This is a genomic window from Singulisphaera acidiphila DSM 18658, assembly GCF_000242455.2.
GTDB classification, from domain to species: Bacteria; Planctomycetota; Planctomycetia; order Isosphaerales; family Isosphaeraceae; genus Singulisphaera; species Singulisphaera acidiphila.
The window spans coordinates 9,553,303-9,566,244 of sequence record NC_019892.1 but is presented as its reverse complement, the minus strand read 5'-3'; the positions used below and the strand labels follow the sequence as shown (position 1 = coordinate 9,566,244).

Annotated in this window: 10 protein-coding genes; 3 read left to right on the top strand and 7 right to left on the bottom strand. The window is 62.7% G+C overall.

Translation table 11 applies throughout. The features are described 5' to 3' along the window. Positions 1 to 87 precede the first annotated feature (87 nt). From SINAC_RS36815 to SINAC_RS36800, 4 genes are all read right to left on the bottom strand, one after another. Complete coding sequence (locus SINAC_RS36815; protein ID WP_015250618.1) at positions 88 to 1,578, bottom strand: metallophosphoesterase; 1,491 nt, start codon at positions 1,576 to 1,578, stop codon at positions 88 to 90. 283 nt (positions 1,579 to 1,861) lie between these two features. Continuing rightward, positions 1,862 to 3,001, bottom strand: a complete 1,140-nt coding sequence (locus SINAC_RS36810; RefSeq protein WP_015250617.1) for an ExbD/TolR family protein — start codon at positions 2,999 to 3,001, stop codon at positions 1,862 to 1,864. A 41-nt stretch (positions 3,002 to 3,042) separates the two neighbouring features. Continuing rightward, on the bottom strand, positions 3,043 to 3,474 hold the full coding sequence (locus SINAC_RS36805) for an ExbD/TolR family protein (protein ID WP_015250616.1): 432 nt from the start codon (positions 3,472 to 3,474) through the stop codon (positions 3,043 to 3,045). Between the two features lie 43 nt (positions 3,475 to 3,517). Continuing rightward, a complete protein-coding gene (locus SINAC_RS36800) occupies positions 3,518 to 4,210 on the bottom strand; it encodes a MotA/TolQ/ExbB proton channel family protein (protein WP_015250615.1) in 693 nt (230 codons plus the stop codon). A 254-nt stretch (positions 4,211 to 4,464) separates the two neighbouring features. Between SINAC_RS36800 and SINAC_RS36795 the strand changes: the two genes are divergently transcribed. Continuing rightward, positions 4,465 to 5,298, top strand: coding sequence for a response regulator (locus SINAC_RS36795; RefSeq protein ID WP_015250614.1), 834 nt, complete (start codon positions 4,465 to 4,467; stop codon positions 5,296 to 5,298). A gap of 416 nt (positions 5,299 to 5,714) precedes the next feature. Beyond that, entirely contained in the window at positions 5,715 to 6,749 is a 1,035-nt protein-coding gene (locus SINAC_RS36790) for a DUF1559 family PulG-like putative transporter (RefSeq protein WP_015250613.1), read from the top strand. 88 nt (positions 6,750 to 6,837) lie between these two features. On the opposite strand, the gene eno is transcribed toward SINAC_RS36790, so the two are convergent. The 3 genes from eno to SINAC_RS36775 form a co-directional block, all read right to left on the bottom strand. Further along, on the bottom strand, positions 6,838 to 8,115 hold the full coding sequence (gene eno, locus SINAC_RS36785) for a phosphopyruvate hydratase (RefSeq protein ID WP_015250612.1): 1,278 nt from the start codon (positions 8,113 to 8,115) through the stop codon (positions 6,838 to 6,840). 564 nt (positions 8,116 to 8,679) lie between these two features. After that, positions 8,680 to 9,435 carry a serine aminopeptidase domain-containing protein gene (locus tag SINAC_RS36780; protein WP_020467134.1) on the bottom strand — a complete coding sequence of 252 codons (756 nt, stop codon included), beginning with the start codon at positions 9,433 to 9,435 and terminating at the stop codon, positions 8,680 to 8,682. Between the two features lie 236 nt (positions 9,436 to 9,671). After that, the gene (locus SINAC_RS36775) at positions 9,672 to 10,103 is read right to left on the bottom strand and encodes a TIGR03067 domain-containing protein (protein ID WP_015250609.1); all 432 of its coding nucleotides are present in this window, start codon (positions 10,101 to 10,103) and stop codon (positions 9,672 to 9,674) included. Between the two features lie 176 nt (positions 10,104 to 10,279). Here SINAC_RS36775 and SINAC_RS36770 point away from each other — a divergent pair, with 176 nt between their 5' ends. After that, positions 10,280 to 12,874, top strand: coding sequence for a sigma-70 family RNA polymerase sigma factor (locus tag SINAC_RS36770; RefSeq protein ID WP_015250608.1), 2,595 nt, complete (start codon positions 10,280 to 10,282; stop codon positions 12,872 to 12,874). Positions 12,875 to 12,942: the final 68 nt, after the last annotated feature.

Sequence of the window (12,942 nt, the reverse complement as noted above, 5' to 3'; positions counted from 1 at the left end):
CTGCTTTTCAATGCGGGCGAGCGAGAACCGCACTCAAGAGAAGCACCTGGCCCGGCCCTATTGCTCCGCCGCCGATCTCCTTCCTCGTTACTTATCTCGTGTCACGACGAACCGGTCGACTTCTTCTCCCGTAGCGGTGATCTGCCGTACGGTTAGCGTTGTGGCGTCAACGTCGACGACCGTCAGCGAATGGGTGTTGGAGACGAACCGGGCGGTGAACTCCTGGAGGGAGGCGTTGTTGCCGTTCTGGTGCGAGTCGTAGAGCCGAGCGCCGCCGGCGCCTGTGACGAGGTAGATGACGCCGTCGGGGCGGGTCCTTGTTTTGCCGTCAAAGAGAGTGTCGAGCGTCCAGCGCCCGTTGACGCGTCCCAGCTTCTCGATCGGTCGGCCGTCGGGTCCGCGTTGCGGGACGAAGCGAAGCGGGTACGAACGCTGATAATTATGAATGTGGCCGCTGAAAACGATGTCGACCCGATACTTCTCCAAAATCTCCGCCAGGATTCGCGTCTGCTGCTCGTCGCCGTGAGAGATGGACGAGTGGAACGGGGGCTGGTGGAATGCGACAAACCGCCAGGGGGCATCCTGGGCCGCAGCGAGGTCGGCCTCGAGCCAGGCGCGAAGCGTGGGGTCGTTCCAGTCGGTGTAGAGGTTGGTGTCGAGGACGGTCCAGTGGGCGTCGCCGTAGTCGAAGGCGTAGTTTGCCATCTTCGGATAGGCGGGGCCGGCGAGGTCGAGGAAGGCTTGACTGTGCGCCTCGGTGGCGTTGAGGACCGGGGTGTTGCGGGCACCCGCCGTGGCGAGCGGCCCGTTCAGGGGCATCGACCAGACCAGGAAGTAGGCGAGTGCGTCGGGATAGACGTCGATATTGCGTTCGAGCAGGTCGTGGTTGCCGGGGGCCACCAGCATGGGCGTCGAGCGCAAGAGGGGGGCGCCGGTCGACGGCCCGAGGAGGTCGCTGTTGTAGATCGGGAAGAACTTGTCGAGGTATTCGGAGAGCCGCCCCTTGGAGTAGACCAGGTCGCCCGCGACCATCACGAAATCAGGGCGGGCCAGGGCCGTGCGGTAGGCGATCGCCATCTGCTCATAGCTATTCGCGCCTCCGTCGCCGAAGGCCACGAACCGGTGCGGCTGCCCGGCCCCCTTGCGCGCTCGGGCCGTCGCCTGGAACAAGGTTGTGTCGTTGCACTTCACTCGGTAGGCGAACTCGGCCCCCGGGGCCAACTCGCCGATCGTTGTTTGATAGAACCGACGCGGGCCGGCAGTCTGCCGCGAATCGCGCTGCCAGGTCGGCTTTGCGGCCTCCCTCCAGGCTGCGCCAGGAACATCCCTGGCTTCTACCCTCCACTTCGCGTCACGATCCTCGGCTTGCCAGAGGATCGCCAGACTCTCGGTTGCCCCTGCCCGAGGCGCGTCGCCCAGTTGCACGTATGGGGCGACCAAAAAGCCTCCCCCTGCAACGCGCGGGTGATAGAGCAGTCCGTCCTGCCCGAACAGCAGTCGCCAGGTCTCGACCCCACCCCCCACCAGGCAAGCCAGGACGACGATCGCGAGTAACCTACGTCTACGACGGACATCCATGAAAGCCTCAAGCGGGGATCAGACGACCGGGAATTAGGGGGGTGGAAGGCGATCGACGTCGCGGTCGATCCCCCGAAATGTCGTAACAAACGGGGTGCTGTTCAACAATGCGCAATGTTCTTGATCGTCTGCAAGAGCCTTGGTTAGGACACTGGCCATTCTGGTTTTCCCTGGGACCGCGGGCGCCCCACCCGCAATTCAATTGTTTAAATCAATTGAATCGAATTCCAAGAGCGGGCGGATCGGCGGCGGTCCCAGGGAAAACTGAAATGGAAAGACCGTTTCAGCCTTGAACGGCTTTCTTCGCGACGGGGGGTGGGTTTGCCGCCGGCTCGGACCCTAACGGGCGCGCGATGGCGATGCCCAGGCCGATCTCGTTGGCGGCATCATAGGCGAGGACCGCGTTCCGATGCGGGGTCGCGAAGTCGGCCGAGAGGAGCATGGCTTTGCGTCCCGTTTTCTCCCGGGCGTCCCGGAGCCGCTCGATCAGGCCCGCCATGTCGGCCCTGACCGGCTCGCGATCGATTTTCATCAAACCGGCCGGGTCGATCTCAACTAAAATATAATCATCCTTCAGCTCGTCGAGGGAACGCGAGTGCCCCTGAGCGGCTGCGGCGGCGGGACTGTCGGGGTTCGGCTTGGGGACTTCGAGGCTCTTGTAGAGCACGGTTGTCGCCGTCACCAGGAAGAACAGGACGAGTTGGAAGGCCACGTCGACCATCGCCGCGAGATCCAACTCCTCGACCGTCTCGGCCGACCCGCGCGTCAAGGTGAACTCGGCAATCGCCTCGTCTTCCTCCTGAGGGTCGTACTCTTCCTCCTCTTCGCCTTCGTTTTCATCATCCTCGCCCCTGCCGACCGGCAAGGCGATGAGACTGTCATCCTCGCCGGGGATCTCGAGGTCGTCGTCGCTGAACTGTTCTTCGCTGGCGACCGGTAAGGCGACCTGGCTGTCGTCGTCGAGGTCATCGAAGTCCGGGATGTCGAACTCGTTTTCGTCGGCGAAGGGGTCGCTGGCCCTGTTCGTGTCCTCGTCGTGGGCGACGGGCAAGGCGACCTGGCTGTCGTCGTCGAGGATTTCGAAGTCGTCGAACTCGGGTGCGTCGAACCCCTTTTCGTCTGCGACGGAGTCGCTGGCCTGGTTGTTGCTCTCGCTCTCGTCAAAATCGGAGGCGAAGCCGACCGAGGGAAGGGCAGGGGGAGGCGTTTCGACTTCGACCTCAACCTCGGGTGCGGGATCGTCAACAGGGATGAGCAAGGCGGGAAAGTCGGCCAGTCTGACCCAGGCCACGGTGGTGCCGGCGGGACGGATCAGGTCGTCGTCGCGGAGGTCACCCTGCGCCAGGGCTTGGCGGACGGCCTCGATCGTCAGCGAGCGCTCAACCTCCAACCGATCGCCGTGGAAGACATCCCAGGTCGCCAATTTCGCTCTCTCCCTCTCGAGTCAAATCGATTTGATTCGATTCAGCGTTCTGCTTCCTGGACACCGATGTGGAGTGTGATCCCCTCGACCTCGCTGACGGCGCCGGCCACTTTGAGGACCTCGCCGTGGGGGACACCGCCATCGGCCTGGAGGACGACCTTGCGGCGGCCTTCCTTGATTCCGTCGGCCACGGCCTTACGGGCTTGTTCCATGGTTGCGGCCGTCCCCTCGCCGTTCCCCAGAAGGAGCTTCGGCTCTGCGCCGGGGGCCTCGGGTTTGAGGAGTGTCAAGAAAGTTGCGGTCGACTCTTCGACCCCCACTCCGTGCCGCGCGATCGGGACTTCCACCTTCTCTCCGCCGGTCATTTGCACCGAGAAGAGCATGAACGTCATGAGTTGGAAAACGACGTCGACCATCGGAGTCATGTCGATGTGCTCGTCGCGTTCTTCGCTGCCTTGTCGGCGGAGAAGCATAGATGTTAACCAGTGAGGAATGAAAGAAGGCCGATCGGTTTCCTCAGCGGGGCAGGACCGCGCGAACGGTTCCCGAGCGTGAGCTTGGCGAATTGCGCTGGCCTTGATTCTCGAGTTGTTCGAGGATTTCCAGGAAGTCTTGAAGCTGGCGTTCGGTACGGTCGCGGAGGCGGCGGAGCTTGGCGTGGATGTCGTTGCCCAGAATCATCATCGGGGTGGCGATGAGCAGGCCTGCGCCGGTGGCCCAGAGCGCCAGGCTAATGTCGTTGGCCAGGTCGGTCGGGTTTACCTTCTCGGAGCCGCCGATCCGGCCGAAGGCTCCGATCATGCTGGCGACGGTTCCCAGCAAGCCGAGCAACGGGCCCATCCGCACGATGGTGGAGATCGTGGCCAGGCGGTTTTCCATGCCGGCGATCACTTCGGTGTGGAACTCCATGACCAGAAGCTGTTTAATCTTGGCGATGCCTTTGCTCCGGTTCTTGAGGGCGACCGCCATCAATTGTGCCAAGGCGGTATGCCAGTACGGTGGGCCTTGACAGACCGCGATGGCGGCGTCGGATTTGCCGCCCAGGCCCAACTCGCGGACTTGCTGGAGCAAGGCCTCCGGTTCGGCGATCGATTTTTTGTTGAGGCTGCGATAAAGCAGGATCGCGTTGTAGACACCCCAGACGGCGAGCAGAGCGAGTGCTCCGTAGATGACGTAGCCGAAGGTGTCGATGATTTGCGTGACTTGCATGGACGGGTCTCGGTCGGTCGATCGGTTCGGACGAGCTGACGGTTGACCGCAAGGAAAACAAGGGTCGGGGGCGTCCCAAACTTGGGAGCTCGACCATAGTTATTATTCCGTGGTTATGATGGGTCGTGCAAGGGCGCCGGCTTGACTCCATGCCAATGGCTTGCCAGCCGGGTCTCGGCGCGCGACAATGCGTCGGAAGGGTCTGCCGATCGATCGCGACACAGATTCGCCGTTGTCCCTCTGAGTTTTTGCCCATGCCGCGTACCGTGCTGATCGTCGACGATGAGCGCGACACCAACGACATCCTGGCCAGTTTGGTCCGGGCCCGCGACTTCGAGCCTGTCCAACTGTTTGGGGGGTCCCAAGTCGCGGCCGCCGTTCGCGACCATGCGCCCAGTCTCGTCTTGCTCGACCTGATGCTTCCTGACATCGACGGGTTCGCGGTTTGCGACCAGTTGAAACGGGATCGCGAGACGAACCTGATCCCGATCATCATGGTCACCGCGCTCCACGATGCCGGTTATCGCGCGGCGGGGGTCCGTGTCGGCGCCAACGGCTACCTGACCAAGCCGTTCACTCCCGATCAATTGTTCGAGGAGATTGATAAGGCCTTGGCCTGGCGGCACGAGCACCAGACGCGAGGCACCCACGGCGAGATCAACTTCAACATTCGGAGCGAGGCCACCTACCTCCAGCAGGCTAACGACATGTTGGCCGACCTGTTCGCGCACACTCCGCTGAACGAGCGGCAGATCAAGGATCTGAAGCAGGTTGTTCTGGAGATGGGGGGCAATGCGATCGAGTGGGGGCATCGCAAGAATGCGGAATTGGTGCTGCTGATCACCTACCGCATCGATCCGGAAGCTGTGACCCTGATCATCCACGACCAAGGGCCCGGCTTCAACCCGTCTCAGGTTCCCCACGCCGCCTCGGACGAAGACCCGATCGGACACCTCGACGTCCGCAACGAACTGGGGATTCGCGAGGGGGGCTTCGGGATCATGCTCGCTAAAGGACTCGTCGATGAGTTCCGCTATAACGACAAGGGCAACGAGGTCACTCTGATCAAGCGGTTCGAGAAGCCATAATCCCCCCTTGATTCCTCATCATCCTGCAACGGTAGGTTCCCTGGGACTGTGGGCGACCCGCCCGCATTCCGGGGGGCGTCGGCAAGGCTGACTCTCTGTCCTGCGAGAACCGCCTTGAGGCTCAAGCGTTGTCCGGCGTGATCACTCCTTTTTTTGTCGGATTGGCTTACGCAAGCGTCTCGTGCCTGAACAATGATCGTTCTTCTTGGACTTCTCCGGCCAAGAATCCCAATGAGACGCTAAGGGCCGATCCCGTCGATGCGTCGGCCTCACGCTCAAAATTTTTTTTCGCGGAACGAGTGGGCGGATGGTCCTTCAAAGCGGATTGCCACCGAGTGGTTCCCAGCCGCCACCCTTGATGATCGCTTGGCCTCTGATCCACCCGAACCAATCGCTCCAGATTAGGGAAGATTGTCATGACGCCTCCGCGCGCTCGCCGTTCCGCACGACGCAAGGCACGGCCTGCCGGGTTCACGTTGATTGAGCTATTGGTGGTGATCTCCATCATCGCCGTCCTGATCGCGCTGTTGCTGCCGGCCGTCCAGGCGGCCCGCGAGGCGGCTCGGCGGGCTCAGTGCGTCAACAACATGAAGCAGATGGGAATCGCCCTGCACAACTATCACGACGTGATGGGCGCGTTTCCGCCTCCCCGGCTCTACACGGGGAGCTGCACCGCCAAGAACGGGCCGAGAGATCCGGTGCCAGGCCAGGTGCTCAACACCACTGGTTTCACCATGTTGTTGGGCCAGATGGAGCAGATGGCCATGTCCAACGCATACAACTTCAGCCATCCCTCGTGCGAGGCAATGAACCCGAGTGGGGTGAACAACGTCATTCTGGGAAGTTGCTATGCGAACACGACCGTCGTCGGCACGAAGATCGCAACGTTTCAGTGCCCCTCGGATGAAGAGATGCCCGTGGACAATGCCCCCACGGCCGGCAACTACATGCGGGTGAACGCGAGGCGGAGCAACTACAAGTTCTGCGTCTCGATTTATAGCGACTCGTATTGCGCCGCGACGGCTAACTCACCTGCCCCGAATACCCGCGCCCTGTTCTACACCGACCTGTCCACCAGCCTGAGTCAGATCAGTGACGGCTCCAGCAACACGGCCGCCATCGGCGAGTCGTTCCAGCGGACGGTCAGCACGAGTTGGGGAACCTGGTGGGGAGCCGGTAACTACACCTCGGTTCATGGCCTCGTCGTGCCGCCGTCCGTTGCCAGTTACCCCCAATACCTGCCCAACGGAAAAAACATCACGACGGCGCCGGCCTCCAATCCCCAGGATCTGCCGTACGCGTGGACCCTGGGGAGCAAGCATCCAGCGGGGATGAACATGCTCTTTGGCGATGGGAGCGTTCGATTCATCAAGGATTCGATCAACCCGGGGACCTGGTTTGCGATCCAGACGATCGCCGGGGGCGAGATCATCAGCGCCGACGCGTTTTGAGCGGGCCCGAGTTCGAAAAAAAATCACAGGCGAGGTCATTGGCCCTCGCCTGTGATTCGTCATTCGCTCATGGACGTACGCGTCGGGTTCACTTCAGGCCGTAACGTGCGGTCGAACCGAGCTCTTCTTCGATGCGCAGGAGCTGGTTGTACTTGGCGATCCGGTCCGAGCGCGAGGCGCTGCCGGTCTTGATCTGGCCGGCGTTGGTGGCGACGGCGATGTCGGCGATCGTCGAGTCCTCAGTCTCACCTGAACGGTGGCTGATGACGGCCGAGTAGCGGTTCCGCTGGGCGAGCTTGACGGCGTCGAGGGTTTCGGTCAGCGTGCCGATCTGGTTGACCTTGACCAGGATGCTGTTGGCGACGCCGCCGTCGATCCCGAACTGGAGCCGCTTGGTGTTGGTGACGAAGAGGTCGTCGCCCACGAGCTGGACGTCTTTGCCCACAGCTTCGGTCAGGAGCTTCCAGCCGTGCCAGTCGTCTTCGGAGCAGCCGTCCTCGATCGACTTGATCGGGTACTGGCGGACCCAGGAGGCGAGGAACTCGACCATTTGCTCGGGGGTCTTCTTGGGCTCTTTCTCGTTCTCGAGCGTGTAGACCCCGTTCTTGAAGAACTCGGTGGAGGCGACGTCGAGGGCGAGGAAGACGTCGGTGCCCGCCTTGTAGCCGGCCTTGTCGATCGCCTGGAGGATGACCTCGATGGCCTCTTCGTTGCTCTTGAGGTTGGGGGCGAATCCGCCTTCGTCGCCGACGGAGGTGTTCAGGCCCTTGGCCTTGAGGACGGCCTTGAGGCTATGGAAGATCTCGGCCCCGCAGCGCAACGCCTCGCGGAAGCTGGCCGCGCCGGTGGGCATGACCATGAATTCCTGGACGTCGACGTTGTTGTCGGCATGCGCGCCGCCGTTGAGGATATTCATCATCGGCACGGGCAGGACGCGAGCGTCGACCCCGCCGAGGTAGCGGTAGAGCGGCAGCCCGTGGGCCTTGGCGGCCGCCTTGGCGGTGGCCATCGAGACCCCTAGGATCGCATTGGCACCGAGCTTACCCTTGTTATCGGTGCCGTCGGCGGCGAGCAAGGCGGCGTCGAGGCCTGACTGGTCGCCGGCGTCTCGGCCGATGACCGCCTTGGCCAGCTCGGTGTTGACGTTGGCGACGGCCTGGGTGACCCCCTTGCCGAGGTAGCGATTCTTGTCGCCATCGCGGAGCTCGACGGCCTCGTGGGCGCCGGTGCTGGCTCCTGAGGGAACGGCGGCGCGACCGAGTGTTCCGTCGGCCAGGATCACATCGACCTCGACGGTGGGATTGCCGCGGCTGTCCAGGATCTCGCGACCGCGGACGGCGGCGATCGGGGCGGGGTGCGTGCTCATCGTTGCGTCAGAACTCCTCAACAAAGATAAGGAACGGGACGGGCGGAGGTCGATTGATCCAAAAAAAAAGGGGACGTCGCCACCGGGAACTTTCCCGTCGCACCTGCCAAAGCTCGGCTCCATGTGGCCGGTTCCGGCATGGTGGGGCGACGATTTACCCCTCTTCGTATCAATTTCTCAGGCCCGAGGTCAAGCCAGGCCGGCGGGAGCCGGCCTGGCGAGCGGTCGGGAGACCGAAGAAAAAGGTCAAGCGCGTGGCGGCCCCACCCCGCATGATTGTGCGGGCAGGTTAGGAGCAAGCTCCTAGAAGATGGGGTGGAGACCGCCGCGCGTTGAGGCCTCACGGTGCCAGTTCTTGAGGACACTCACCTGACGGAGGAGAGCGCACGGGCTGTGACCCTTTTCGGGTTGGGTCATGGCCCTTGCGCTCTCCTTTGGGACACTTGCTTGCCCGAACCTGGCTCGTCGCCAGGTGACCGTTCCGGTCGGCGGCGATTGGCATCGCCACCCCCGGGCCATTAGGTTATCGGCGCGAGACCCGGCCGGCTTGACCCCCAGAACGATTCAACAATGGTCGGGGTCTGCAACCCGCAACAGCGGTACAACGTACTTCCTGAGAAAGGCCGGATTGTCCGGCCCAACGTGACCCCCGAGATAGCCGGTCCTTGCCATGGCCGGGGTCCAGCGGATCTGGCGGAGTTTGGCATACTGGAGCCGCTTCGCTTCGTCCCGAGGTTCCCGCATGCGGAACCCGACCAGCCCCGCGCTGACCGACTTGATCCGGTCGATCGTGCCGAAGATCCGCGTCCCCAACCCCAGGACGATGACGTCGAGGGGGGACCAGAAGACGACCATCTCGCGTCTGACGGCGCGAAGGGCCTGCGACAGGTCGTAGCTCGGCGAGAGTGCCGGGGAGAGCAGGACGGCTGCTTCCACGGCCCCCTCGGGCAGGTGCTCGAGCGCCTTGACCACTAGCCCCGTCCCCCCTGACTTGCCGACCAGGAAGACGGGGGCGCCTGGCACTCGCTCGCGGAAGGCGGCCACCTCGGCGGCGATCTCGCAGGCTCGGGAGTCGCGGTTGCGGACATTGGTCAGGTCGGCGTGCCAGCGACCGAAGCCGTGCCCCCAGGTCACGACCCGCACACTGTGCTTCACCCCCAGCGATCCCATCACGTATCGCAGGGCCGTGCCGCACAGGTCCAGCCCGCCCACACCGTCGGCGACCAGCACCAGGCCTTGGCCTTCGTGCTCTGCCGAGAGGTCAGGCGGCTCGCCGTACCAGGACCGGAAGGCCCCTTTCACCAGGGTCGAATATAGCATTTCCGTACAAGGGATCTGAGTGAATCCGGGCACTCGGTGCCAAACCCATTTGGCGATTGATTCCTCAACCAAGTCTATGACTCGGCCGTGCTCAAGGCCAGCCCCGGGGCTTGTCGCGGGAGAGAGTGGCTTCGCTTGCGGGGGCATTGGGGTTTGCCAAGAGCATGAGGAAAATACGGCCGGGCCGGCCGTGCTCCTTGGAAAACGGCCGGGTGGGTTATCGCTCACAACTTGGTCTACTGGCCCCGTTTGTACTTCAGGAAAATGTCGCCGGACCCATCCTCAGAGATGAACGTTGTAGGACGCTTGCCTTTGGTTCCGATGCAGATCTCCAGCACGCCAGCCTTCTCGTCGAGCTTGTAGATGCCGGGAAAGGTCTGGTCGCGGTCCTTGCCATCGAGGTTCCAAGTGTTGATCGCTTTCTTGGGAGACCTGCTCTCATCTAGTGTGACGAGGCAGTGGAGGATCGGATTTCCGGATTCGCTTATCGTGAGATGATTGCGTTCGAATAGTGCTGTTGCATTTTTGCCGCTCAGATCGACCTTTTTATTGTTCTGATAACGGGTGATGCAGATCCAATTTCCCTGGATGCTGTCGAGGTCGGCGGCTCGAACCAGGCACGGCGAGACGGCCATGGCGAACGTAGCAAAGAAGAAGAGTCTTCGCATGAAAGAGTCCTTGTTCATTTGTGGTGTTGTTTTGAGCCGAGTCGTCATTGTTTCTTTTCTGTGTTATTGAAGTCAAGCGTCTGGTTGTTTTTTTGCGATTCCAAGAAAGTCATGACGGTATCCCACTCGACTTGCAGTAGTCAGAGGGGGGCGATCGAGGTCAGGGAATCGGCGACATGGCGAATAGTCGAGACGATAAACTCCTCGGGCAGATTGAACGGCTCTTTGATCGGGGAGCCGTTGCGAGTCTTTCGGATGAACAAATTCTCGAACGGTTCGCGATCCATCACGACGGGGCTGCGTTCCGGGCGCTCGTCGCCCGCCACGGCTCGACGGTTCTGGCGGTCTGTCGGCGGTTCCTCCGCGATCCGAACGACGTCGAGGATGCGTTCCAGGCCACCTTTGTGATCCTGGTCCGCAAGGCAGGGGGGCTCCGGGATCGGGAGGCGCTTGGCCCCTGGCTTTACGGCGTCGCCTACCGAGTCGCCTCGCGGGCAAGGGCCGATGCTGTTCGTCGTCGCCGTCGTGAATCCGTCGACGAGGAGGCGATTGCCCTGGTCTCCGCCCCCGACCCGGGCCTGCCGGAGCTTCGGTGGCTCCTCGACGAGGAGATCGCTCGCCTACCCCACAAGCTTCGTCTGCCCGTCGTCCTCTGCCTGATGGAGGGCCAAACGTACGACGAGGCCGCGAATCAGCTCCGATGGACCTCGAGCATGGTCCGTGGCCGTTTGGCGGAGGCTCGCTCGAGGCTCCGCGAGCGGCTGATCCGGCGGGGGGAGGCCCCTTTCGCCGTTCTGGCCTGGATCGAGTTCGAGCCGTCTCCGGTGGCGCCTGGCCTGATCGACGCGGCGTTGTCGGTTGTTGCACATGCGGGTTCCGGCAAGGCGGCGACCTCGTCGGCCGTTGCCCTGGCGAATCGTACCATGAGGAGCTGGATCATGAGCCGGATCGGGACGGCGGCCTTGGTTATGGTCGGGGCGGGTGTCGCTCTCGGCGTCGGGGCGATGGGCTTGCGACTGGTCGCCCAGGACCGTGAGAAGCCGATGATCGTGCTGGCCCAGGCCGATCGGCCGGCGCAGGAGCGGGAGAAGGCGGACGCCCCCCCGGTCCCGGTCGTCGCTCCGAAGCGGGTCGGAGGTGCGATGGGTTCCGAGATCCACCCGGTGACGATCGAGGGACGCGCGCTCGACCAAGACGGCCGGCCCGTGGCCGGTGCGTCGATCATGGTGACCAACGCCAATCGGAGCCGTCCCGGCGGCAGCGACAAGGTGCTCGGGCGGTGTGTCTCCGGCCTCGACGGTCGGTTTGTGTTGCGCGATCTTCCCTTGCCGGTCCTCCAGCCCGATCCCAGCCCGATCCCGAAACCCGCCGAAGGGAGGTTTGAGGTTGCCGGCTGGGCTCCCGGCTTGGCATTCGCCTGGCACAAAATCCAGTCGTATCGGCCATCGCCGAGGCCCGCCGACTTCAAAGAAACGGAACCCGGCTTGGTGATCTACACTGGGGAGCCGATCCACGCTGACCTGGTGCTCGGTCCTCCGGCCCGCATCCATGGGCGGATCATTGACGATCAGGGGCTTCCAGTGGTCGGCGCCAAGGTCCAGGTCGGTTATATCGACGATCCTCGACGTCCCGACGGTTCCGGGATGTGGAACTGCCGCCTGGCCGACCCGGCCGGCGGCGATGTGCCCCGAGAATTTACCGGCATCGACTCCTTGCCCGAATCTCGGCGATCGGCTCAGACCGACGCCGACGGTCGTTACGTGATTGACGGCTTACCTCGCGAAGCGCAGTTGCTCAGCTTGATCGATCAGGACCTCACCTTGGAGCCGCATTCGCCCACCATCGCCACGTCCACTACGAAACTTGAGGGGGTGCGAAGCCTGGGGTATGACGGTGAGCTTAATCATGAATTTATCAGACCCAGGACGGTTCGGGTCCGCGTGACCCTCGCCGATTCGGGTCAGCCCGCTCCGAAGGTGACGGTCCTCGCCCAGGGGGCGAAGATGCAACGAGCGGGGGCGATCGGTACGACCGACGCCGAAGGTCGCATGACACTGGCCTTACCCTTGGGCTCGTACACCCTCCGCCTTGAGCCTCCGTTTGGTCTGTCTTACCTCCTCTCGGAGCAGTCGTTCGAGGTGAAAGGCGACGCACGCGAGTCGTCGGTCGATATCTCGCTCGACCCCGCAGCCGTGGTTGTCCTCAAGGCGGTCGATGCCGATTCGGGTGAAGTGCTCGCCGGAGCCGGGTTCGAGTTTGTGACTGATACCTCGGCCGACCGGAAGGCACTCCACAGTCAGACTGTCTTTGTCGACCATCCCACCACGGACCAGGCTGGTAATCTCAGGGCTGTGATGGTCCCAGGTCGGAGGCAGTTCCTTGTCAGCCAAGTTCCCGAGGGTTATGAGCCTCTGACGAAGGCCAGCCCTATGCTGATCCTCAAGCCGAGCGAGACAGCCACCACCCGGTTCGAGTTCAAGAAGCGGCCAGAACCCGTGGCCAAGGACCAAGAACCTGAACAAGATCAAGTTGGCCAACGACTCCGGACGATCTGGCAAGCTCAATCGCAGTTGATCCAGCGTGGACGGATGCGAGCTAGACGGATCTATCAGTCGGGCGACTCCATCCCGCTCGATCGCCTCCAGCAATTGCTGGAATCGCTCGACCCCGACAAGGTGCCACCGCTGCTTGAACTGATCCCAAAGACTTTCCCCGAGGCCGGGCCATCGCATGGCCTCACGCTAAATAGTTCCCTGCCAAAGGGAAAGTAGCCCTGCCCCTATAATTCATGCAGAGGACTGCACCGACGACTCAACACGGACGAACATTAACGACGCCC